The sequence below is a fragment of the Bradyrhizobium sp. CCGUVB14 genome, assembly GCF_024199935.1.
Classification (GTDB): Bacteria; Pseudomonadota; Alphaproteobacteria; order Rhizobiales; family Xanthobacteraceae; genus Bradyrhizobium.
In genome coordinates this window covers 4,338,317-4,362,032 of sequence record NZ_JANADS010000001.1, presented here as the reverse complement: position 1 = coordinate 4,362,032, position 23,716 = coordinate 4,338,317, and the positions used below count along the sequence as shown (strand labels likewise).

The 23,716-nt window shown below is 62.7% G+C and carries 22 protein-coding genes; 11 read left to right on the top strand and 11 right to left on the bottom strand.

Features of this window, described 5'->3' with window-relative positions; all coding sequences use genetic code 11:
- The first annotated feature begins 9 nt into the window (after positions 1-9).
- Positions 10-1,560 carry an efflux transporter outer membrane subunit gene (locus tag NLM32_RS20005; RefSeq protein ID WP_254135369.1) on the top strand — a complete coding sequence of 517 codons (1,551 nt, stop codon included), beginning with the start codon at positions 10-12 and terminating at the stop codon, positions 1,558-1,560.
- A 143-nt stretch (positions 1,561-1,703) separates the two neighbouring features.
- On the top strand, positions 1,704-2,693 hold the full coding sequence (locus NLM32_RS20000) for a dienelactone hydrolase (RefSeq protein ID WP_254130620.1): 990 nt from the start codon (positions 1,704-1,706) through the stop codon (positions 2,691-2,693).
- 21 nt (positions 2,694-2,714) lie between these two features.
- Here NLM32_RS20000 and NLM32_RS19995 read toward each other — a convergent pair whose 3' ends face one another.
- On the bottom strand, positions 2,715-3,473 hold the full coding sequence (locus tag NLM32_RS19995; RefSeq protein WP_254130619.1) for a sulfite exporter TauE/SafE family protein: 759 nt from the start codon (positions 3,471-3,473) through the stop codon (positions 2,715-2,717).
- 624 nt (positions 3,474-4,097) lie between these two features.
- Between NLM32_RS19995 and NLM32_RS19990 the strand changes: the two genes are divergently transcribed.
- Both NLM32_RS19990 and NLM32_RS19985 read left to right on the top strand, forming a co-directional pair.
- Positions 4,098-4,421: a hypothetical protein gene (locus NLM32_RS19990; protein ID WP_309144854.1), complete on the top strand. Its 324-nt coding sequence runs from the start codon at positions 4,098-4,100 to the stop codon at positions 4,419-4,421.
- A 107-nt stretch (positions 4,422-4,528) separates the two neighbouring features.
- Positions 4,529-5,347, top strand: coding sequence for a hypothetical protein (locus tag NLM32_RS19985; RefSeq protein ID WP_254130617.1), 819 nt, complete (start codon positions 4,529-4,531; stop codon positions 5,345-5,347).
- 73 nt (positions 5,348-5,420) lie between these two features.
- On the opposite strand, the gene NLM32_RS19980 is transcribed toward NLM32_RS19985, so the two are convergent.
- From NLM32_RS19980 to NLM32_RS19950, 7 genes are all read right to left on the bottom strand, one after another.
- Positions 5,421-5,768 carry a hypothetical protein gene (locus NLM32_RS19980; RefSeq protein WP_254130616.1) on the bottom strand — a complete coding sequence of 116 codons (348 nt, stop codon included), beginning with the start codon at positions 5,766-5,768 and terminating at the stop codon, positions 5,421-5,423.
- 71 nt (positions 5,769-5,839) lie between these two features.
- On the bottom strand, positions 5,840-6,928 hold the full coding sequence (locus tag NLM32_RS19975) for a TRAP transporter substrate-binding protein (protein ID WP_254130615.1): 1,089 nt from the start codon (positions 6,926-6,928) through the stop codon (positions 5,840-5,842).
- Between the two features lie 150 nt (positions 6,929-7,078).
- Positions 7,079-8,122: an ABC transporter substrate-binding protein gene (locus tag NLM32_RS19970; RefSeq protein WP_254130614.1), complete on the bottom strand. Its 1,044-nt coding sequence runs from the start codon at positions 8,120-8,122 to the stop codon at positions 7,079-7,081.
- 574 nt (positions 8,123-8,696) lie between these two features.
- The gene (locus tag NLM32_RS19965; RefSeq protein WP_254130613.1) at positions 8,697-9,155 is read right to left on the bottom strand and encodes a GNAT family N-acetyltransferase; all 459 of its coding nucleotides are present in this window, start codon (positions 9,153-9,155) and stop codon (positions 8,697-8,699) included.
- A gap of 275 nt (positions 9,156-9,430) precedes the next feature.
- A complete protein-coding gene (locus NLM32_RS19960) occupies positions 9,431-10,522 on the bottom strand; it encodes a TRAP transporter substrate-binding protein (RefSeq protein ID WP_254130612.1) in 1,092 nt (363 codons plus the stop codon).
- 193 nt (positions 10,523-10,715) lie between these two features.
- Entirely contained in the window at positions 10,716-11,858 is a 1,143-nt protein-coding gene (locus NLM32_RS19955) for an Mrp/NBP35 family ATP-binding protein (RefSeq protein ID WP_254130611.1), read from the bottom strand.
- A gap of 54 nt (positions 11,859-11,912) precedes the next feature.
- Entirely contained in the window at positions 11,913-12,350 is a 438-nt protein-coding gene (locus tag NLM32_RS19950; RefSeq protein ID WP_254130610.1) for a VOC family protein, read from the bottom strand.
- Positions 12,351-12,553: 203 nt separating this feature from the next.
- Here NLM32_RS19950 and NLM32_RS19945 point away from each other — a divergent pair, with 203 nt between their 5' ends.
- The 7 genes from NLM32_RS19945 to NLM32_RS19915 all read left to right on the top strand — a co-directional run bounded on the left by NLM32_RS19945 (position 12,554) and on the right by NLM32_RS19915 (position 19,449).
- Entirely contained in the window at positions 12,554-13,426 is an 873-nt protein-coding gene (locus NLM32_RS19945) for an NAD(P)-binding domain-containing protein (RefSeq protein ID WP_254130609.1), read from the top strand.
- Between the two features lie 12 nt (positions 13,427-13,438).
- Positions 13,439-14,716 carry a sodium:proton antiporter NhaD gene (gene nhaD, locus NLM32_RS19940; RefSeq protein ID WP_254130608.1) on the top strand — a complete coding sequence of 426 codons (1,278 nt, stop codon included), beginning with the start codon at positions 13,439-13,441 and terminating at the stop codon, positions 14,714-14,716.
- A 138-nt stretch (positions 14,717-14,854) separates the two neighbouring features.
- Complete coding sequence (locus tag NLM32_RS19935) at positions 14,855-16,450, top strand: HAMP domain-containing sensor histidine kinase (RefSeq protein WP_254130607.1); 1,596 nt, start codon at positions 14,855-14,857, stop codon at positions 16,448-16,450.
- Between the two features lie 44 nt (positions 16,451-16,494).
- Entirely contained in the window at positions 16,495-16,698 is a 204-nt protein-coding gene (locus NLM32_RS19930; RefSeq protein WP_254130606.1) for a DUF1289 domain-containing protein, read from the top strand.
- Between the two features lie 28 nt (positions 16,699-16,726).
- Positions 16,727-17,281, top strand: coding sequence for a TIGR02281 family clan AA aspartic protease (locus NLM32_RS19925; RefSeq protein WP_254130605.1), 555 nt, complete (start codon positions 16,727-16,729; stop codon positions 17,279-17,281).
- Positions 17,282-17,364: 83 nt separating this feature from the next.
- On the top strand, positions 17,365-18,453 hold the full coding sequence (locus NLM32_RS19920; RefSeq protein WP_254128493.1) for an IS5 family transposase: 1,089 nt from the start codon (positions 17,365-17,367) through the stop codon (positions 18,451-18,453).
- Between the two features lie 333 nt (positions 18,454-18,786).
- Positions 18,787-19,449 (top strand): outer membrane protein, encoded by a 663-nt coding sequence (locus tag NLM32_RS19915; protein WP_254135368.1) that lies wholly within the window; start codon positions 18,787-18,789, stop codon positions 19,447-19,449.
- A gap of 48 nt (positions 19,450-19,497) precedes the next feature.
- Here the strand turns inward: NLM32_RS19915 and dusA are convergent, their stop codons facing one another.
- The 3 genes from dusA to NLM32_RS19900 form a co-directional block, all read right to left on the bottom strand.
- Entirely contained in the window at positions 19,498-20,490 is a 993-nt protein-coding gene (dusA, locus tag NLM32_RS19910) for a tRNA dihydrouridine(20/20a) synthase DusA (RefSeq protein ID WP_256568276.1), read from the bottom strand.
- A gap of 414 nt (positions 20,491-20,904) precedes the next feature.
- Positions 20,905-22,491, bottom strand: a complete 1,587-nt coding sequence (gene ggt / locus NLM32_RS19905) for a gamma-glutamyltransferase (protein WP_254130603.1) — start codon at positions 22,489-22,491, stop codon at positions 20,905-20,907.
- A gap of 352 nt (positions 22,492-22,843) precedes the next feature.
- Entirely contained in the window at positions 22,844-23,344 is a 501-nt protein-coding gene (locus tag NLM32_RS19900) for an Lrp/AsnC family transcriptional regulator (protein ID WP_254130602.1), read from the bottom strand.
- Positions 23,345-23,716 lie beyond the last annotated feature (372 nt).

Genomic DNA, 23,716 nt, shown 5'->3' with positions numbered 1-23,716 from the left:
CGTTGCGTGATGATCAGCCGAGCGGCTCGCAAATCACTTCTCGCCAGCGCCGCGAGCGTCCTGCTCGCCAGCTGCGCGGTGGGCCCGAACTTCGAGACGCCGCCGGCGCCCGCCGTGTCCCGCTACACGCCGGAGCCGCTCGCCTCGCCCCGGGTCGATGCCGAGGGCCCGCGCGTGCCGCGGCAGCAATTCGTCAATGGCGCCGACATCCCGCCGCGCTGGTGGGCGGCGTTCCGGTCGCAGCCGCTGAACGAGCTGATCCGCCTGTCGGTCGAGCACAATCCGTCGCTGCAATCGGCGGAGGCCGCGATCCGCGTCGCCAATTTCAATGCGCTGGCGCAACGCGGCCTGTTCTTTCCGCAAATCGGCGTCAACTACACGCCGTCCGACCAGCAGATCTCCAACATGGCGACGTCTAACCCGGTGGACTCGCCGCAGTCGCGCTACACGCTGCACACCGCACAGCTCAACATCAGCTTCGTGCCCGATATCTGGGGCCAGAACATCCGCGCCGTCGAGAGCCTCGACGCCCAGACCGAGCAGGCGCAGTACCAGCTCGAGGCCGCCTACGTCACGCTCACCGCCAACGTCGTCACCGCCGCCATCCAGGAGGCCTCGCTGCGCGGCCAGATCGCGGCGACCGAACGCATCGTCAAGATCGAGCGCGACATCCTCGGCATCCTCAAGACCCAGTTCGAGGCGGGCCAGGCCGCCCAGGTCGACGTGCTGACGCAGGAAACGGCGCTGGCGCAGGCCGAGCAGACCCTGCCGCCGCTGGAGAAGCAGCTCGCCGTGCAGCGCGACCTCCTCACCGCGCTCGCCGGGCAGTTCTCCGCCGACGAGGTGTTGCAGAAATTCGATCTCCGCCACCTCACCTTGCCTGCCAACCTGCCGGTGAGCCTGCCGAGCACGCTGGTCGCGCAACGGCCGGACGTGCGTGCGGCGGAAGCCAATCTGCATTCGGCGAGCGCCCAGGTCGGCGTTGCCATTGCGGCGCGGCTGCCTAACCTGACGCTGACGGGAAATCCCGGCACCAGCGCCTTCAAGGCGTCGCAGTTGTTCACGCAAGGCACGCTGTTCTACACGGTCGCCGCGAGCGCGACGCAGCCGCTGTTCGACGGGCTCACGCTCTATCACAAGCAGAAGGCCGCGGAAGCAGCCCTCGACGAGGCCGAGGCGCAATATCGCCAGGCCGTGATCACGGCGCTGCAGAACGTCGCCGACGCGCTGCGTTCCCTGCAGGCCGACGCCCGCGCGGTGCAGGCAGCGATCAAGGCCGAGACCGCGGCGAAGGCGAGCCTCGACATCGTGCAGAAGCAGCTCGTGCTGGGACAGATCACCCAGGTCACGGTGCTGAACGCGCAGCAGGCTTATTTCAACGCGGCCATCACCCGCGTCCAGGCGGAAGCGACCCGCCTGTCCGACACCGCCGCCCTGTTCATGGCGCTCGGAGGCAGCTGGCCGGCCGAGTGCAAAACACCCGTCTGGCGCGAATGTGTGTTTGCGGACAAGCCTGCTCCGGTCATGAAGGTCAGCGAGGCAACGTTGTTGTCACGGTGATGCGAGTAGCGGGCCAAGCCCGTAGGATGGGTAGAGCGAAGCGAAACCCATCGCTTGATCACCGCAAGGAAAAATGATGGGTTTCGCTGCGCTCTACCCATCCTACATCTGCCTCACAACGAGATCGACCGCGGGAACAACGCATGCGCATCCGGAAGTTCACGCTCGCCTCCGCCCTTTGTCTAACGACAACATTGGCCCACGCAGCCGGCTTTCGATTCCTCACCGTGCCGGCCGAGGCCGGCTTTCCGCAGATCGAGGCGGCCGTGTGGTCGCCCTGCCGGGAGCCGGTCGGCGAAGTGAAACTCCGCACGATGACCCTGCCCGCGACGCAGAACTGCGCGATATCGGGCGACAAGCTGGCGCTGATCGTGATCTCGCATGGCTATGGCGGAAGCTTCCCCGGTCATCACGACACCGCAGAAGTGCTCGCGGACAACGGTTTCGTCGTTGTGGCGCTCAGTCATCCCGTCGATACCGGAGGCGGCGACATGAGCCGCGCGGACACGCTCGCCGCCTTCACGGAGCGTCCGGCCGACATCAAGCGCGTGATCGACTACATGCTCGATGCATGGCCTGATCATGCAAAGCTCGACCCCGGACATATCGGCTTCTTCGGTTTCTCGCGGGGCGGCTACACCGGCCTGGTCGTCGCCGGCGGCAATCCCGATCTGCGAAAGATGATCGCCCTGTGTCCGGAGAGTTCTCGAAACCCCAGCTGTGCGGAGCTGCGCAAAGGCGAGATTCCGGCGCCGGCATTCACGCATGACCCGCGCGTCAGGGCCCTCGTCATTGCCGACCCCGCGTTCGGTCCGTTGTTCGCCCCTGATGGCTTGAAGGACGTGAAAATCCCGATCCAGCTGTGGGCTTCGGCGCTGAGTGGAGAGGACAGAACGGGCGGCGAAGTCACGCTGGATTATGTCTCAACGATCATGCGCGATCTGCCGGCCAAGCCCGACTACCATCTCGTGGCGAATGCCGGTCACTACGCATTTCTTCCGCCCTGCACGCCGGAGCTGGCGCAGAAGCGTCCCAACATCTGCACCGACAGGGCCGGCTTCGACCGCCTCGGCTTCCACAACGCCTTCAACGCGGCGGCGCTGGCGTTCTTCCGGGAGCATCTGAAGGACTGACGAACAATGCAGGCACGCAGCCTACGCCAGATAGCCTGACACGCCATCCCACAGCAGCTTCACCGCCGTGACGACCAGCAGGCCGTAGCAAGCGCGGAAAACCTGCTGCTGGTCGAGCCGTCCGTGCAGGCGCCAGCCTAGCCAGACGCCCGAGGGAATGGCGAGCAGGCAAACCGCCATCACGATCCATTCGTTGCCCGACGGGCGCGTCAGCAGCAGCCACGGCACCGCCTTGGTCGCATTGCCGACGGTGAAGAACAGGCTCGTCGTTCCCGCATAGATCTCCTTGCTGAGGCCGAGCGGCAGCAGATACATCGCAAGCGGCGGTCCGCCGGAATGCGCGACCATCGTCGTGACACCGGAGCCGAGACCGGCTGCGATCGCCTTCGGCGTCGAACGCGGACGTATGATCACCTTCGTGTCGCCAAAGAACCAGAGGCCGACGAAGATCAAGGTCACGATCGCCATCACGATCGCGACGGCACGGTGATCCAGCACGCGAAACAGCAGATAGCCGAGACCGATGCCGATCACGAGCCCCGGCAACAGCAGCACGAGGTCGGGCTTCGACCAGGTCGAGGGCTTCCAGTAGCGCAGCGCGAACAAATCCATCGCGATGAACAGCGGCGCCAGCAGGCCGCCGGCCGTGACCGGGTCCATGACGAAGGACAGCAACGGAATCCCGACGATGGAGAAGCCGCCGCCGAAGGCGCCCTTCATGAAGCAGATCAGGAATACGCCGGCGAAGGCGATGAGGATAGTGGTGGCCGTCAGATCCATATTCGTCTCCGCGACCACCAGGCAATCCGCCCTCTATGAAGTCTTGCGGCGCGACGTGTCCTCGCTCCGGAAAAACACGCGAGGCAGTGCTGACGGCACGCCGAACGTCAATCCGATGAAGGCGAGAAACAGGTCGAAATAACTGAGGTGCATGGTCGTGGGCTCTGCAGTTCCCGGGCGAAACCGGGTCAATTCACTGATTGCCCGGAATATGCTCCGATCCATGCCTCAGTACAATAATAACATTGATCTCGGAGCAATATCGTCGAGCCTAAACCCGGCTGCTCGCAGACCCGATCTCAGTGTAATCCCGAGCTGAATTCGTTCCGGGGCGGTTGCTGGTAGGATGGGTAGAGCGAAGCGAAACCCATCGCTTTGGTCTCTGGAAGAGATGATGGGTTTCGCTAACGCTCTACCCATCCTACGAACTGCGATTGCGATCCTTTTCGAGGACGTCGGCTCGCTCTGGGATGACCGGGACAGGGATCAGGTCATGGCAGAAGCTCTTCGCAGCGATCGACGCAACCGCGTAACCTAGACGGAGCGATGGAGGCCGGGATGAGGTGCCTGCGCATATATGCAACGCCTGACGGGGAATCCCATTTTGGAGAAGTCGATATCGCAATGACGATGAAGCCGGCGTTTCCCAACGAAGCGCCGTTTGAACTTTCGGCTTACTACCCAGCGTCACGCATCCGTTTCGCTCACATCCCCGCTGGGGTACGCGAAGCCGGCTTTCACACGCCGCCGGATCGACTCCTCGCCATATGGCTGGATGGCCAAGTGGAATTTGAAACGAGCGATGGACAGGTGAGATGCCTCCCGGCGGGAAAATTTGTTCTCGTCGAGGATACGCACGGGAGAGGACACATCTCGCGCCACCCCGAGGAAGGACAGAACGTTATCACGGTCATATTGCCGAGCGGCCTTGGCACGCCACTTGATTAATGCAATCCCGAGCTGAATTTGTTCCGGGGCGGTTGCTGGTGGGCAGGCTCCTCCACACGTCAGCTATGATATGTTGTGCTGTTCTTCATCGCAGGAGATAGACTGACGTGTCCGACACCCGGAAACTGACGCCCGCACTCTCGGCGCCTGGGCGCGACTTGCTGAGGCGAGAAATATATAAAGGACTGGCGGACAGAGCAGCCGGGTGCGTCAAAGACCTCGATGTTGGCGCCATCCTTGCCAAAGGAAAGGAGCTGTTCCAGCAGCGCTCAATCTCCAATGTAAAGCAATTCGGAGTTGATGGTTGCAAGACGCTCTTCCTGCTGCTTCTCCTTTTCGCGATCCCCGCGGGCGACTGCTCCGCGCAGACACCGCCGCCGCCAATCGACGACCATGCGCTCGAGCGCGTGCCGCCGACGGTCGTGAAGAGATTGGCGACCCGCTTTTCGCTAGGCGCATTCGCCGGCCGCTTCGAAGAGACGCGGCTCGACGCGGTCCGTAAAGCCGTGGGCGAAGGGACCATCCAACACCAGGGCGACGCTGGAGGTAGCATCTATTGGCTGTGTTATAGGCGCGCGCAGCATCGATTATGGGTGGTGTCCAGCGGAGAGATCGGCGGTCCGGACCATCTCGTCACGGAGATCGTTGAAGAGCTCACCGAGAAAGACGCCGGGACCTCGGCCGATTGCGCCATCATCCCGGAGAAGTTCGCGCCCGTCGTCTTCGACAGCAAGCTGCATTTGGGTATGTCGCGTCAGGAGGTCATCACGGCGTTGGGACCGCCGTCGAAGTCGCAAGCTGCTCAGATCGTGTATTCTCACGCGGGAAAGCTCGCAGACGGTTTCGATGAGACCGCTTGGCTCATTCTCGGATTTCGTGAGGACAAGCTCGTGTCCATGCGCGGCAGCAAGACCACGACGAATTGAAGTGGCTGCGAGCAGCGCTCGCGCTTCGCGACGGATGCGAGCGCGTCACACCGCCGGGTTATGGGTACACGGCCTAGGAACCGGCCCAGTGCTCGTGAAAAGCAGCTCTGAGTGCAGCCAGTTGCTCGTTCGTTGCGCCCTGCTCCGCCTCGGCCCGATCCGTCGGCAGGTCCGTGTAAATGATCGGCTGAGCGAACTGGCTGGCCGTGAAGTCATATCGTCGGCCTTCGATCCGGTTGTAGAAATGATCGCCGGCCGGCAGCGGCGTTTTCAGCAGGTCACCGCCGAAGAGTTCATGAACGAGCAGCGCCGTGACGTTGCACTGCCCTGCCGCGGGATGATCCGCCGTCCATTGGCTCGCCGTCGACAACGACCACGCCTTGCGCAGCGCGCTTTGAATCTCATCGGCATCGAGGCTCATTGTCACTCCCAACGATCGCTGCAGGCCCCGGAGCCTTCGCACCGGGACCTGCATTCGCCAGATGTTCGCGCTCAGCTCTGCGAGTGACGCGCCATGAAGATGTCGTAGCCGACCTCGCCGACCTGAAACCAGGCATAGCTGTCGTTGGAGAATTTGGTGAGGGACTCGTAGACCTTCTTGAAGTTGGGATTGGTCGCCGAGACCTCATCGTGCAGCTCTTTCGCGGCCTTGTGGCAGGCATCCATGATCGGCGGCGAGAAGGCGTGCAGCTTGGTGCCGTTGGCGAGCAGCTTCTTCAGCGCCAGCGGATTGGCCTGGTCGTAGCGCGCCATCATGTAATTGTTGGCGTAGTGCCCGGCCTGCGCCAGCACGCTCTGGTAATATTTCGGCAGCGCGTTCCATTTGTCGAGGTTGACGAAGGCGAGCAGCATCGGGCCGCCCTCCCACCAGCCGGGATAGTAGTAGTGCGGCGCGATCTTGTAGAAGCCGAGCTTCTCGTCGTCATAGGGGCCGACCCATTCGGCGGCGTCGATGGTGCCCTTCTCCAGCGCCGGATAGATGTCGCCGCCGGCAAGCTGCTGCGGCACCGTACCGAGCTTCTGGAGCACACGGCCGGCAAAGCCGCCGATGCGGAATTTCATGCCCCTGAGATCATCCGGCGTGTTGACCTCTTTCCTGAACCAGCCGCCCATCTGGCAACCGGTATTGCCGGCAAGCAGCGAGACGACGTTGTAGCTCTTGTAGAAGTCGTTGAGAATCTCGCGCCCGCCGCCCAGCATGTACCAGGCCTGGTTGATACGCATGTTCGGACCGAACGGCACCGACGAGCCGAAGGTGAAGGTCGGGTCCTTTCCGAAATAATAGTAGGACGCAGTGTGGCCGATCTCGCAGGTGGCGTTCTGCACGGCGTCCAGCACCTGCAGGCCCGGCACGATCTCACCGGCCGCAAAGATCTGGATCTGAAACTTGTTGTCGGTCGCCTCCGCGACCATCTTGCACATCATCTCGGCGCCGCCGAACAGCGTATCGAGCGATTTCGGCCAGCTCGTCGGCATGCGCCATTTGATCTCCGGCATCGACTGCGCGATCGCGGGAGAAGCGAGCGTGGCCGCGCCGGCCGCAGCCAGTCCTGTGACCTTGATGAAGTCTCGTCTCTTCATGGTTTCCTGCCCTGATGAATGATGATTGTGAGCCTTCTTGCCGAGGCTTGGAGGGCAGCATGGCGCAAGGCCGGAGCGAATGCCATCGTGATCGCATCGCGGCGAGGAAAAAATTCCGGCCTGCTCGGGGCCGGCCGATTTGGTCTGGTGTCACTCGATGACCTCGTCGGCGCGGCCAAGAATTGACGGCGGGATCGTAAGGCCGAGCGCCCTTGCCGTCTTGAGATTCAATCTGAGCTCGAATTTGGTCGGCACCTGCACCGGAAGCTCTGCCGGTTTCGTGCCATGGAGAATGCGATCGACGTAGACGGCCGCCCCAGCAAACAGATCCTCGTCGACGGGGCCATACGAGAGCAGCCCGCCTTGCTCGGTCGGTAGCGTTCGATCTGAAACCGCGGGAACATGATGTTGCACCGAAAGCGATATGACATTTGCACGATGAGCCAGCATAAATCCATCCGATTGGACAACGAGTCCTCCGCTTGGCTCCTGTCCAAGCATCGCAATCGTTCTTTCGATGTCCCCCTCACTGCGAACCGGCGATTTCATCGCCTCGACGCCGACTGAGCGTGCGGCAGCTTCGAACGAAGGAAGGAAATATGATCCGCCTGAGGGGGCGGTATCCGGATTGAACATGATTGCGACCCGCATCACGCGAGGCGCGATCTCCTTGAGAAGCTCAAGCCATTTGCCGCCCATGGTCGGCTCCAGGTTGATGAAGCCCGTGATATTCGCGCCAGGACGGGAAAGGCTCGCGACGAACCCGGCACCTATCGGATCAGACACGATGACAAAGACGACCGGCAGCGTCCGAGTCTCTCGGAGGAGTGCAGCGGTTGCCGGGGTCGTGCATGTGACGATCAAGTCGGGTCCGAGTTCAACCAGCTCTTTCGCCTGGACCCGCATCCGATCCACATTTCCTGCAGCCCAGCGAACGTCGAGCCGGATGTTGCTCTCTTCTCGCCAACCCAACTCGCGAAGCCGCTGCGTCAACCTGGAGAAAAGGAACTTTGATGAAGCATTATTTTCATCCCAACCCAGGAGAATGCCGACCCGCCGCATGCGCCCTGGCTGCGCGTGTCCGGTGCGCGACAGTGCAAGCGCAGTCGCCGAACCAGCGAGGAGCGTAACGAACTCCCGGCGCCTCACTCGATGGTCACCTCGCCGGCCAAGGCGAGCACCGCGAATGGTCATGGCAAACCCGACGGCCTGGGCGGCCCCTCTGACCGAAACGATAGCACAATCGCGACGTGGCCGAAGACTGCTGCGGTGCGAGATTCCGATCCCGGCTATAGCGCCAGCTTGTAGCCGATGTGGCTGCCGACAAATCCCTTCGTAGAAGCCCGTAGGATGGGTAGAGCGAAGCGAAACCCATCGGCGATCCACCCAATCGACAACGATGCCAGCGATCTGGGGCGGGATGATGGGTTTCGCTTCGCTCTACCCATCCTACGACGACTAAATTTCTTCCACGCGTAGCGGTACAACTGTCCCGGCGGCATGAGTTCTTCCGGGCCAATGGCCCCAAACGATTTTCGCGTCGAAAGCCCTGTCGCGACAGCGAACATTGATCACGTCGCCCACGACGGGCACCGCGTCCGAAGAATAGTTTTCGTCGGCGCCAAGCTCCCTCTCAGTCAAGATCTCTCCTGACTTGAGATGAATTCGTTTGACCCAGTATGGCACGTACCAATCCTCTTGCTCGCCGTCGACAGCGACCATGCCTTGCGCAGCGCGCCTTGAATCTCATCCGGATCGAAGCTGATCGTCAACCCAGCACCAGCTTGTAGCCGATGTGGCTGCCGACAAATCCCAGCCTTTCGTAGAAGCGATGTGCATCCGGGCGCGTCTTGTCGGTCGTCAGCTGGACGAGATCGCAGCCTCTGGCTTTGCATTCGCCGATGGCCCATTCAAACATTTGCTGCCCAGCGCCTGTTCCCCGGTGGGCCGCAGCGATCCTCACCGCTTCGATCTGTCCGCGCCAAGCGCCTTTCCGGGCCAGCCCCGGGATGAAGGTCAATTGCAAGGTGCCGATCACCTCGTTGTTCAAGATCGCCACCGCCTGGAACTGATTGGCATCGGCAAGGATGGCCTTGAACGCATCGACGTAGCACGGGTTTGTCGGCGAGCTCGAATCCTCCCGCTGTTGCCCCAGGACGTCGTCTGCCAGAAGCGCGACGATGGCCGGAAGATCGGCCCATTCGGCGCGACGGAAGCTGATGTTCATTGTTGATGAAAACTCCGCAGCGACACGCGCCAATTTCGGATTATTCGATCATCACCTTTTGCCACTGTTTTGCCCGACGGGTCAAGCGCAACTCCATCCGTTCGCAATGACGGTTGGGCGAGCCGTCGCGAACCGCGAGACGACGTCGTTCCCGGCCTCTACTGTGCATGGGGTTGTTTTGCGGATTTCCTGTTCGGCGCCCGATGCGCCGCCAAAGAAAAAGCCCGGCCTCGCGAGCGAGGCCGGGCCATTCGGTCTGACAGTGTGCTCGAAGATCAGCCGCGGGTGCGCGAGCGGATCATGAAGCTGTCGTAGGTGTATTCGGCGACCTGCCACCACAGATATTCGTCGGAGCGGTAGGCCTGCATGGCGTCGATCGACTTCTTGAAGTCGGCGTTCTTGGCCGAGATCTCGCCCCACAGCTCGTTGGTCGCCTTGAGGCAGGCCTCGAGCACTTCGTTGGTGAAGGGACGGAGCTGGGTGCCGCCGGCGACCAAACGCTTCAGCGCCGCCGGGTTCTGCATGTCGTAACGCGCGGCCATCCAGGTGTTGGCGTTGGCCATCGCGTTGGTGAGGATCGCCTGGTAGTTCTTCGGCAGCGAATTCCACTTGTCGAGGTTGGTGAAGGCGTGGACGGTCGGACCGCCTTCCCAGAAGCCCGGATAGTAGTAGTACTTCGCGACCTTGGCGAAGCCGAGCTTCTCGTCATCGTAGGGGCCGACCCACTCGGCCGCGTCGATGGTGCCCTTTTCCAGCGCCGGATAGATGTCGCCGCCGGCGAGCTGCTGCGGCACCACGCCGACCTTCTGGAGCACCTGGCCGGCGATGCCGCCGATGCGCATCTTCAGGCCCGAGAGATCCGCAACGGTCTTGATCTCCTTGCGGAACCAGCCGCCCATCTGGGTGCCGGTGTTGCCGCAGGGGAAGCCGATCACGTTCGACTTCTTGAAGAACTCGTTGCCGAGCTGCTCGCCGCCGCCCTGGTACCACCAGGAGTTCTGCTGGCGCGCGTTGAGGCCGAACGGCACCGAGGCGTAGATCGCCCAGGTCGGGTCCTTGCCGACGTAGTAGTAGGAGACGGTGTGGCACATCTCGACCGTGCCGTTCGAGGTCGCATCGAGGGCCTGCAGGCCGGGGACGATTTCGCCGGCAGCGAACACCTGGATCTGGAACTTGTTGTCGGTCATCTCGGCGACGTACTTCGCCACCTGCTCGCCGCCGCCATAGATGGTGTCGAGCGACTTCGGGAAGCTCGAAGTCATGCGCCACTTGATCTCGGGCGAGGACTGCGCAATCGCCGGCGAGGCCACCGCGGCGGTTGCCGCCGCACCTGCTGCCGACACTTTCAGGAAATCACGACGCTTCATCTTCAGGTCTCTCCTTGCTGGGGCGTTTCCCCGAACTTCCTCTTGGCTGCCGCTCATTCCGGCGACGCGACGTGGACCGCGTCGAACCGAAGGGGCTTCGCTGCCGTGGCGTTTAACACGGAAGCTACTTCCGCGGAACGCGACAATGACATGACGGGGGGCGACCAAAGTCGCATGTCCCCTGACTTCAGGCTTAAGCGGCCGCGATGACGCCCTTGAGCTGGTCCCGGACCTGTCCCGCGATGGCGCGATAGATCGCCGCATGGGGGCCGTCCGGCTCGCTGTCGACGACGGGATTGCCGGCGTCCGAGGTGGCACGAATCGCCATATGCAGCGGGATCTCGCCCAGGAACGGTACCTGGAGCTTCTCGGCCTCGTGGCGCGCCCCGCCATGGCCGAAGATGTCGGATTTCGTGCCGCAATGCGGGCACTGGAAGTAGCTCATGTTCTCGACGATGCCGAGCACGGGCACGTTGACCTTCTTGAACATGGCGAGCCCACGCCGCGCGTCGATCAGGGACAGGTCCTGCGGGGTCGAGACGATCACGGCCCCCTTCAGCGGCACGTTCTGCGCCAGCGTGAGCTGGGCATCGCCGGTGCCCGGCGGCATGTCGACGACGAGCACGTCGAGCGTGCCCCAGGCGACGTCGCGCAGCATCTGCGTCACCGCCGACATCACCATCGGGCCGCGCCAGATCATCGCGGTCTCTTCCTCGACCAGGAAGCCGATCGACATGATGGCGAGGCCGAAGCGCCGGAGCGGAATCATTTTTCGCTCGCCGTCCAGTTCCGGCTTCTCGTGCAGGCCGGTCAGCCGCGGCACCGAGGGCCCGTAGATGTCGGCATCGAGCAGCCCGACCTTGAGGCCGAGATCGCGCAGGCCGAGTGCCAGATTGAGCGCGGTGGTCGATTTGCCGACGCCGCCCTTGCCGGAGGCCACCGCGATCACGGCGGCGACGCCCGGAATCTCGGACTGCCGTGCCATCGGCGATTGGGCACCGCCCTGCGGCGGCGGCTTGTGGGCATGGACCGGCTGCACGCCGGGCGTGCCGCGGCTCGGTTGCGGGGGTGGCGGCGGTGCTGCGCCGGCCTTGCGCTCGGCGGTCAGGGCGACCATCACGGTGGTGACGCCGGGAATGCCGCGCACGGCAGCCTCGGCTTCGGCGCGGACGGATTCCCAGGCCCGCGCCTCGGCGGCATCGACATTGATCGAGAAGAACACCTTGCCGTCGGAGGCGCTGATCGCGCTCAGCACATTGGCATTGGTGAGCGCGACCCCGCGGGGCGACTTGATCCTGGCGAGGCTGTCGAGAACCTGTTGCTGCGTCACGCTCAAAGCGCATCTCCTAGAAATTCAAGATGCCCCATTAGAGCGGAAACGGCCAAAAGGCTACTGCTTGCCGATATCGTCAGCCATCTCGGCAGGTGCTGCCCCCTGCTCCTGGGCCGCCTCGTAATTGAGCTCGATCATGACCCCGTTGGGGTCGTGGACGAAGATCTGCCAGAGGTCGCCGCCCGGCACCTGGCGGCTATCGAATTTCATGCCCTTGGAGGCCAGGCGCTGCTTCATGCCGTCGAAGCCCCGGCTGACGAAAGCGACGTGGTGGACCACGCCGGAATCCGGCTTTTGCGGCTCGGGGGTCGGGGAAATATCGACGAGGTGCACCACCGCCTTGCCCTCGCTGTACATCCAGGCCCCCGGGAAGGCGAAATTCGGCCGGGCGCCTTTTTCCAGGCCCAGCACGTCCTCGTAGAAGCGGACCGTCTCGGCCAGATTCCGGGTTCGGATGTTGAAATGATCGAGGACGCCAACGCTCACGCCGCCCATGCTTTTCGCTCCCTTGTTTTGAAGTCCTTGTTGAAGTCCTTAGTCCCTGCATCCTAGCACAGGAGGCCGCCAAACGAAGCCGTTGCCCTCCGGCCGCAACGGTTTATGGTGCGCCCGGTCCGCCCTGGCGCGGAACCTCAAGGACCCCCGGCTGGCGCCCCTCGCCCGGCTGCAACCGTAAAACTCAAGCTACGGACACACACATGGCTAAAGTCGCTTTCCTCGGTCTCGGCGTGATGGGCTTCCCCATGGCCGGACACCTCGTGAAAAAAGGGGGCCATGAGGTCACCGTCTACAACCGCACCGCCGCCAAGGCGAAGGAGTGGGCGGACAAGTTCGGCGGCAAGACCGCGGCGACCCCGAAGGCCGCAGCCGAAGGCCAGGACTTCGTGATGTGCTGCGTCGGCAACGACAACGACCTGCGCGCGGTCACGATCGGTGCCGACGGCGCCTTTGCCGGCATGAAGAAGGGCGCGACCTTCGTCGACCACACCACCGCTTCCGCCGAGGTTGCGCGCGAGCTCGATGCGGCTGCGACCAAGGCCGGCTTCAAGTTCATCGACGCCCCCGTCTCCGGCGGTCAGGCCGGCGCGGAGAACGGCGTGCTAACGGTGATGTGCGGCGGCGCGCAGGATGTTTATGCCGGCGCTGAGCCGATCATCACGGGCGCCTATGCTCGGATGTGCAAGCTGCTCGGGCCCGCCGGCTCCGGGCAACTGACCAAGATGGTCAACCAGATCTGCATCGCCGGCCTCGTGCAGGGCCTCTCCGAGGGTATCCACTTCGCCAAGAAGAGTGGCCTCGACGTCGCCGCGGTGATCGAAACCATTTCCAAGGGCGCAGCGCAGTCCTGGCAGATGGAGAACCGCTACAAGACCATGAACGAGAACAAGTACGATTTCGGCTTCGCGGTCGAATGGATGCGCAAGGACCTCTCGATCGCGCTGGCTGAGGCCCGCCGCAACGGCGCCAATCTGCCTGTCACCGCGCTGGTCGACCAGTTCTACGCCGAGGTCGAGAAGATGGGCGGCAAGCGCTGGGATACGTCGAGCCTGCTGGCGCGCCTCAATCGCTGACCTGATACTGCCTTGCTGACCGCGATCGCCGCCATCTTCATCCTGACCTATGCGGCGATCGCGTTCGAGCACCCCCTCGGGATCAACAAGACCGCGACCGCGCTGGTCGGCGCGGGACTGCTCTGGACGATTTACGCGGTCACGATCGGCGATCACGCGCTGGTCAGCCATCAGCTCGACGAAGCCGTCGTCGCCACCGCGCAGATCGTGTTCTTCCTGATCGGCGCGATGACCATCGTCGAGGTGATCGACGCCCATGACGGTTTCGAGGTCATCACCTCGCGCATCAACACCACGAGCCAGGTCACGCTCATGTGGCTGGTCGGCTTCGTGGCGTTCTTCCTCAGCGCGATCCTGGACAATCTGACGACCACCATCGTCATGGTCTCGCTGATCCAGCGTCTCATTGCGAGGCGCGACGATCGCCTGCTGTTCGCCTCCCTCATCGTCATCGCCGCCAATGCCGGCGGCGCATGGACCGTGATCGGCGACGTCACCACGACCATGCTGTGGATCGGTGGACAGATCACGCCGTTGAACATCATGCGTGCGGTGTTCCTGCCCTCACTGGTCAATTTGCTGGTGCCGCTGGCTTTCATCAGCCTGTCGCTCAGAGGCAAGACCATCGCGGCGCCGCCAAGAGACAACGAATTGCTCGCCGTCGACCGGTTCGAGCGCAATCTGATGTTCTACCTCGGGCTCGGCGTGCTGATCGCGGTGCCGGCCTTCAAGACGGTCACGCATCTGCCGCCCTTCATGGGCGTGCTGCTCGGCCTCGGCATCGTCTGGCTCGTCGGAGAGCTCGTTCATCGCGACAAGGACGAGCATGTGCGTCGTCCCCTCTCGCTCGCGCACGCGCTGACCCGGATCGACATGGGTTCGATCGTGTTCTTCGTCGGAATTCTGCTGGCGGTCGCCTGCCTCGAACATGCCGGCCTCCTGACAATGCTGGCCCGATGGCTGGAGACGACCATCGGCCGCCAGGACGTCATCGTCGTCGTGCTCGGCCTGCTCAGCGCCATCGTCGACAACGTGCCGCTGGTCGCCGCGACCATGGGCATGTATGACCTCGGCCACTACCCGCCCGACAGCTTCCTCTGGGAGTTCATCGCCTATTGCGCCGGCACCGGTGGCTCGATCCTGATCATCGGCTCGGCCGCAGGCGTGGCCGCCATGGGGCTCGAGCGGATCGAGTTCCTCTGGTACGCCCGCCGCATCGCCGTGCCCGCGCTTGCGGGCTATCTGGCCGGCGCCGTGGTCTATGTCGCACAGCACGCGTGGCTGCACTGAGCGGCGGCAGCCGGATCAAAATTAACGCCCGGTTAACGTAATTCTTTAGCTCCTTAAGTCACCTCTTAAGGATTTCTTGCCAGAGATAGACAATGCAGAAGTCCCGCGTCCGACGCGGGCAGGAATCGTTGTTGCTTGATGAGTAACCCCGCTGAAAAGCCTGAAGTTGTGCAGCTTCCGGCCGAACCAATCAGCGCTCCGTCGGCGAGCAGCCGAAGGGCTGCGTCGCAGCGGGTGCGCGAGGCGCGCGATAAGTTAACGTCGACCAGCGGAACCCGGCCGGCCTTCGACGCCGAGATGCTGCGCCAATATGCGCAGACGCGCCTGTCCGCCTCCTATGTCGTGATGCTGCTGGTGGTCGCCACCGGTGTGCTGTTCGGGCTGTGGATGCAGCCGATCCCGGCCGCGGCCTGGACCGCCGGCATGATCTGCCTTCACGCGGCCATGATCCGCAGCTGCCGCCGCTTCCTGGCCGAGCCTGCCTCACCAGCGGCGACGCGCACCTGGCGGACACGCTTTGTGGTGCTCGATTTGCTGTACGGCCTGTGCTGGATGGCGATCCTGATTCATCCCGTGCTCGACATGGTCACGGAAACGCTGATGATGTTCCTGATGCTGCTGGTGATCGCAGTGTCGAGCATGCTGGCTGCCAATCTGCCGATCGCAGCGCTCGCCGCCACAGCACCGGTTGCGGTCGCGATGGCGTTGAGCTTTGCGATGAGCGGTTCGCTCGACAATTATATCCTGGCTGCGCTCGCACTCGGAGCCGAAGGCTATTTCGTGCTGCTGGCACATCGCCTGCACTCCTCGACCTTCGCCACGCTCGAGGCACGCGCCGAGAAGGACGCGCTGATCGGCGAGCTCGAACAGGCCAAGGCGATCTCGGACGAGGCGCGGCACCGCGCCGAATCCGCCAATGTCGCCAAATCGCGCTTCCTCGCGCAGATGAGCCACGAGCTGCGCACGCCGCTCAACGCCATCCTCGGCTTCTCCGAGGTGATGAAGAGCGAGATTTTTGGCGCGCATGCGGTGCCGGTCTACAAGGAATATTCGGCGGACATCCATAATTCCGGTGTACACCTGCTCAATCTCATCAACGAAATCCTCGATCTGTCACGGATCGAGGCCGGCCGCTACGAATTGAACGAGGAGGCAGTGTCGCTGGTCGGGATCGTCGCCGACTGCCACCATCTGATGAAGCTGCGCGCCTCCAGCCGCGGCATCACCATCCACGAGGTGTTCGAGCAGGCCATGCCGCGGCTCTGGGCCGACGAGCGCGCGATCCGTCAGGTCGTGCTCAACCTGCTTTCCAACTCGATCAAGTTTACCCCGCAAGGCGGCGAGATCTGGCTCAAGGCCGGCTGGACCGCTTCGGGCGGGCAGTATCTGTCGGTGAAGGACTCCGGACCCGGCATCCCCGAGGACGAGATCCCGGTCGTGCTCGCCTCGTTTGGCCAGGGCTCCAACTCGATCAAATCGGCCGAACAGGGCGCGGGCCTCGGCCTGCCCATCGCCAAGAACCTGATCGACCTGCACGGCGGCACGTTCACGCTGAAGTCGAAACTGCGCATCGGCACCGAGGTGATCGTCACCTTCCCACCGGAGCGCGTGATGAGCGCGCTCGCGCCGCTGTCGGAGGAGGCGCCGCCGCTGCAGCCGGAGAGTTCCATGGTGCCCGACGAGAAGCGCAGGCCGCGCCACAAGCCGATCATGAGTGCGGGCACGGGCTCTTAACGTCATGCTTGCAGACAGGCCCGCCAATCCCCCACTATGTCCGGATGACCAAAGAAACGCCGTGCGTCGCCGTCTGCATGATCGATCCCAAGACCAAGCTGTGCTTCGGCTGCGGCCGGACCTTGCCGGAGATCGCGCGCTGGCACGCCATGGAGAGTACCGAACGGCTCGCGCTGATGGCGCTGCTGCCCACGCGCATGGCGGAGGCCGGCTTGCAGCAGATCGCGGGATCGTCGAAACGGGCCTGACCGGCCAGCGCGCCGTCGGAGGCGCGCGATGACCCGCTTCCTGCTCGTTCTCATCATGCTCGCCGCCACGGCCGGCGCCGTGGTCGCCTATGGTGATCCCGACCAGATCGCACGCGCAAGCCACAAGGTCTCGCACATTTTTCGCGCGCAGATGGCCGTGCCCGCCCCCGCCGTGCAGATCCAGCGCGGCCAGGGCGGCGAGTTCGCACTGCGCGCCAAGATCAATGGCGTCGCAGCACCCATGGTGATCGATACCGGCGCCACCTCCGTGGTGCTGACCTGGGAAACCGCGAAGGCGATCGGGCTGCCGCTCGAGATGCTCGAATATGACGTCGACCTCGAAACCGCCGGCGGCCACACCAAGGCGGCGCGGCTGACGCTCGACCGGCTCGCAGTCGGCCATCTCGTCGAGAAATCCGTGCCGGCCCTCGTCGTGCCGCGCGGCCTGATGAAGACCAACCTGCTCGGCATGAGCTTCCTCGATCGCCTGGAGAGCTGGGGCGTGCGGTCCGACACGCTGATGCTGACCGGCTATCCGGAGCTCCAGAGCAGCCACCGCCGTTCGCGCACGGCTGTCGACTAACAGGCTGCTGAAAAAGTCGCTTCGCGCGACGCGCGGATTGTGATTCCCTGCATTTGCTTGATTCCTTGGGGCTGGGGATTGCGATGCGCGGGGCAGATCAGCGGTCGGAAGGCATATTCAGCTACGTGCGATTGGAGCAGCGTGTTCCGGCGGATCATCCGCTGCGTGCGATCCGCGACCTGGTCGACGCTGCGCTGAAAGAGTTGTCGCGCGATTTTAGCAGGCTTTACTCGCGCGAAGGTCGGCCGTCGATCCCGCCGGAGCGGCTTTTGCGAGCGCTGCTGCTGCAAGCCTTCTATACGGTGCGTTCGGAACGGCAGTTGATGGAGCAGCTCGACTATAATCTGCTGTTTCGCTGGTTCGTCGGTCTTTCGATGGATGACGCGGTGTGGAATCCGACCGTGTTCTGCAAGAACAGGGATCGGCTGCTCGACGGCGACATCGCCGCCAAGTTCTTCGTCGCCGTGCTGAACCTGCCGCAGGTGCGAGGACTGCTGTCCAGCGAGCACTTTTCGGTTGACGGTACGCTGATCGAGGCCTGGGCCAGCATGAAGAGCTTCGTGCCGAAGGACGCTGGCGATCCGCCCGCGGGAAAGGATCGCGGCTCCCGCAATGCCGAGCGCGACTTCCATGGCGAGAAGCGCAAGAACGCCACGCATTCCTCGACGACGGACCCCGACGCCCGCCTGTTCCGCAAGGGTGCTGGCAAGGAGGCCAAGCTCTGCCACATGGGGCATCTGATGACGGAGAATCGCAACGGACTCATCGTCGATGCGCGGTTGACCGAGGCCAACGGCACCGCCGAGCGCGCGACTGCGCTCGACATGATCGAGGACAATGCCCGGCCCGGTAGCACGGTCGGCGGCGACAAGAACTACGACACTGCCGACTTCGTCGCCGGCTGCCGCGAGCGCGGCTGCACGCCGCATGTCTCGCAGAACGACACCAACCGCCGCTCGGCGATCGACGCGCGCACCACCCGCCATCCCGGCTATCGGATCAGCACCATCAAACGCAAGCTGATCGAGGAGCCGTTCGGGTGGATCAAGACGGTTGGCGGCCTGCGCAAGACGCGCCATCGCGGCCGCGGCCTGGTCGAGTGGTTCTTCGTGTTCACCGCCGCAGCCTACAACCTCGTTCGCATCCCAAAGCTGCTGGCCGCGACGGGATGAATCCGTCTGGAGCGTCAAAAATGAGCCACCAACCCCACCTATACAGCGCATGCGGAGCTCATCGAGGCCCATCGCTGGCTTCGTTTTCAAGCCGCATATTACGAAAATCATCATCCAAGGCATCTTTTTCAGCAGCCTGCTAAGGGCGGCGCTCTCCGTCCGCGCACGGTCACTTCGGCAAATTGGTCATCCGTCCACCGAACGATCCCGGCTGTGGCATTTCCGGCATTTACAAACCGCCCAGTCGGTTTATAAGAGACGCATTCCCGGATCGGGGTTGGACGAGCGCCGCTTCTCGCGTGACGGAGGCGGCCAAGTGGGAGATTGAGAGTGATGACTGCCAGAGCCGCCTTACGTCGCGCAATGCGCGCCCTGCCCTTTGTCGCGGCGTTCGCCGCAAGCAGCGCGAGCGCGGCCGATCTGTCGCCGCGTTACGCCGCACCGGCCTACACGGCGCCGCAGACTGTCTATTCCTGGACCGGTCTCTATGCCGGTCTCAATGCCGGCTACGCCGAGAGCGGCGACAACGCCTTCAACAATCTCGTCGGGGTGAGCGGCGGCAAGGTCAAGGGCGCGTTCGGCGGCGTACAGATCGGCTACAACTACCAGCTCTCGCCGATGTTCGTGGTCGGCATCGAGAACGATTTCGAAGGTGGAGACATCAAGAACCTCGACGCAATCAACAGCGCCGCGGTCAGCCTGCCCTGGTACATGACCGGCCGCGCACGTGCCGGCATCGCGACAATGGATTCACGGCTGCTGTTCTTCGGGACCGCAGGTCTTGCCACCGGCGAATTGAAGGACGGCCCGATCAACAAGATGAAGATGGGCTGGACCGCGGGCGGCGGCGTGGAATGGGCGTTCCTGCCAAAATGGTCGGCCAAGGCCGAGTATCTCTACACCGAGTTCAAGCATGACAACCTGCCGGACTGGAACGCTGCGAAATTCCACAGCTTCCGCGTCGGCGTGAACTATCACTTCGACCTGTTCCGCTGAGCGTAATCAAGAGAGAGCCGGATCCTGAGATCCGGCTCTTTCTCGCGGCTAGGCAGCCTCCGCCGGCGCGCGTGCACCAACACGCGCGATCGCATCACGCAAGACGTCGACGCCGGCGCCTGGCTTCACGCCGTGCTCAGCGAGATGACGGCGGAAGGCGCGCGCGCCGGGCACGGCGTGGAACGCACCGACGAAGTGGCGCGTCATAGCATGCAGCCGCGTGCCGCGCGCGAGCTGCGCCTCGATATAGGGGATCATCGCCTCGAACGCGTCCTGCATGGTCGCGTGCGGCGCCGCCTCACCGAACATCTCGGGATCGACCGAGAGCAGCCGCCACGGCTCCTGATAGGCGGCACGGCCGAGCATCACGCCGTCGACATGCGCAAGATGCGCTTTCGCTTCCTCGATGCTCAGAATGCCGCCATTGATGATGATGGGCACTTCAGGCATCGCGCGCTTGAGCCGATAGACGCGGTCGTAATCGAGCGGCGGGATGTCGCGATTCTCTTTCGGCGACAGACCGTTCAGCCAAGCCTTCCGGGCGTGCACGATCAGCGCGTCGCAGCCTGCAGCGACCACCGCGCGCGCCAACGTATCGAGCGCGACTTCGGGATCCTGGTCGTCGATGCCAATGCGGCATTTCACCGTGACGGGAATTGAGACTGCGCGCTTCATCGCCGCGACACATCGCGCGACGAGCTCCGGCTCCGCCATCAGACAGGCACCGAAGCGTCCATCCTTCACGCGATCGGACGGGCAGCCGATATTGAGATTGATCTCGTCATAGCCAAACCCCTCGCCGATCCGCGCGGCTTCAGCGAGATCGCGCGGATCCGAGCCGCCAAGCTGTAGCGCCACCGGATGCTCGGTCGCGTCGAAGCCAAGCAGCCGCTCGCGGTCGCCGTGAATGATGGCGCCGGTGGTCAACATCTCCGTATAGAGCAACCCCCGCCGTGTCAGATGTCGGTGGAACACCCGGCAATGCCGGTCGGTCCAATCCATCATCGGGGCACAAGAAAATTTCCAGCGTAAGTTGTTCATATTGCTAAGTTATTTTAGTCGCAGTCAGTCCTATGTGTTATTGGACCGACTGAGAAATTCAGCTCGCCTACGTTTCCGCAGCCTGGCCCTTCTAGGCTCATTTGGGCCTTGATTGGAAGCGGAAACCACGAATTCGGATTCTCGGTGCACACGTCGCGCACACGAAAAGCCGTGTGCACGCGCGGATCGCAAGATTGGCGTCGGAAATACAATGATATCTAAAGCTGCATCAGACTGGCGTTATACTCAGTTTGCTGATTGAGTATAAATTGGGCGAGCATGGCCGAGTTACCGCGCCCATGGAGGAAGCGCTTCATCGCCCCTAGCGCTTGCGACAGTGAGCAGGACGTCGGCCAGGGCTCGCCACACTCCCCGCTTGACCAGCAATGGAATGAGAACTTTCGACAGCTGATCTCAATAACCAAGGGCGATGCCATCCCGTCGGGGATCAGCCCCACCTCTGAGAAGGCCACGTTTACGGTCGATCCATATCGCCTGGGCAGTTCCGAGTGGATTTGACGCTCGCGTAGGAAGATGCCCCAACGCACGAAGCCCCTCGACGATCTTAGCCGGAACAGTCGCTTCGACGTCCAGCACGTCGCCGCGTGCGAAGATACGCGGTTGGTCGATCGCTTCTTGCACTGACATTCTGTGATCAAGAAGGTTCGACAGCACCTGAATCTGTCCAATCGGCTGGAAATGCCCCCCTGTCACACCGAACGACAGCACGCATTCGCCGCCTCGCGTCAGCATCGCAGGCAGGATGGTGTGCATTGGCCGCTTGCCACCAGCAAGAACGTTGGGATGGCCGGGCTCGAGCACAAAGCCGAAGCCGCGGTTGTGCAGCAGGACCCCACATTCGGGTGCCACGATGCCGCTGCCGAAATCGTCAAAGATCGAGTTGATAAACGAAACTGCGGTGCGATCTTTGTCAACGACGGACAGGAACACCGTGTCTTTGTGTTCCGGCATGGTGATCGGCGTGACGTCAGTCAGCCGCCCGCTCGGCGATATCCGGCGAGCGAGGATGTCGGCACGAGCTGACGAGGTCATGCGCTCGACCGGCACATGCCCGGCATCGGGATCGCCGACAAAGGCGTCGCGCTCCGCATAGCCAATGCGGGCGATCTCGGCCAGGAGATGATAGCGCTCCACCGACACGGGAGCAAAGTCCGCGACATTGTAACGGTCGAGCAGACTTGCCATGGCCAGAGCGGCAACGCCTGAGCCATTCGGCGGACACTCCCACAGTTCAAAACCACGGTAGGACGCTGATATCGGCTTCTCGTAACGCGGCCGGAACGCGGCGAAGTCCTCGACGGTGTGAAAACCGCCGAGCGAACGCAGCGCCTTTACGATGCTTTCAGCAATCCATCCCTCGTAAAACACGTCCGCCCCTTGTCTGGCGACATCTCGAAGGGTGCGAGCCAGCATTGGCTGCGCGTGCAAATCGCCAGGAGCCGGCGCTTCGCCGCGGTGAAGAAAGACGGAAGTCGTCGCAGCAAGGCGAGAGAGCTTCGGCATGTGCCTCGCCCAGTCCCTCGCGAGCCGCTCAGCGACGGGATAGCCATTCTCCGCGGCGGCGATCGCAGGTGCGAGTAGTCGCGCGAGATCAAGTGTTCCGTGATCTTCTGCCAGGCGAGCCCATGTCCGTACGGCACCTGGAACAGTAACTGTGTGCGCACTCTCGGGGTCGAGTGTCGTCACGCCGGCTTCTGCGAGCCGTTCGACACTCGCCGCTGATGGCGCGGCTCCGGATCCGTTGAGAGCTATGACCGGCTGCCCTTCCCGCTTCAGAAGAACGAAGCAGTCCCCACCCACGCCCGTCTGGGTTGGCTCAACGACAGCAAGCATCGCTCCGGCCGCCACGGCTGCATCTATGGCGTTTCCGCCTTCGCGCAGCACGTCGATGGCAGCCAGCGTGGCTAGCGGGTGCGTGGTCGCGGCCATACCGTTGACGCCGAATGCTTCGGAACGTCCTGGCGACTGGAAATCTCTCATGTCAGTACCAGCACCGTACGTTTCGCAATTTTGCCGATCTCACCTCCCTCGGATCTCAACTCCGATTCGAATGATCTCAGCGCAGCCGCGGGTTAACAAAAAACGCCGGGGCAACAGCCCCGGCAAGTTTGGGAGATAGCGAGTCGAACGCAGCTTCCCAGAAAACTGAGCTTGGGCCCTATCAATACTGCGGTTGACGGCGAGAAACGCGTCTAAATGCTCTCCCATTTTGCAAGAATGTTGCAGGTTGGGGCCGCAAGTCACAAAGCCGCCTTGCGAGATGCCGTTCTGTCACGGAGACGAATGCGGAAACTTTGTCGATGGCGATGGACGATTGATCGAAGCGCGCGACCTATTTAGTCGTTTTTTCCGTGGGCAATTTTAGGCCCATCGACGCTTTCACGCGATCCATGACCACCATCGTCTTGAAATGCTTGACGTTGTGATTCTCGAAAAACAACCGCTTGGTAAGGTCTTCGTAATCTCGCATCGAAGCGATAGTGATCACCAACAAGAAATCCATGTCGCCAGTGATGTAGTAGCATTGCTGGACTTCCGGGGTTGCAATGAATGCCTTCTTCGCAGCCTCGAGTAGATCAAGACGCTCGCTCTCGATGTGCACTTCCACGAGGATCGTGATCGGTAGACCCACGGTCTCCGGATCCAGGATGGCGACGTTGCTTTCGATGACACCGCCCTTCTGAAGCCTGCTGATCCGGCGTTGAACGGCCGCAGCGGACAGATTGACCATGTCTCCGACAGTGCGCTGCGGAGTCGTGTTGTCGCGCTGAAGAATTTCGAGGATTGCTAGATCATATTGATCGAGGTCGTGCACCCCGAGCTTCTTCAGCATCAACGCCTCCATCGTCCAGTAAGCCTCTCAAGCTAAAAGCTTTTTTGAGCCCGCGCGCAATATCTTTTCGACGAGAATCCCCGCATCTCGGTCCTCTCGCTGCTCCCCTTTTCCTCGACACCCCCGACCGGAGCTTGCGGCACTCCCCTCGAAATGTTGCTCCGAACTATTTCGAGTGAACCACCACAATTCGTTCGGCCAACCCCGAGAAATCGAGGGAAGATTGCATTCGGCAGCTTGAATCCGAGCGCACAACTCGGCGACGCCGCAATACTGATCATATCCGAATATGCAATTTCTTGAGGGACAAGAACCGCGACACGGGAGCGGCGACCTGTGCTCGCAGTCGGCGATTTTTCCTTTCCGGAGCTC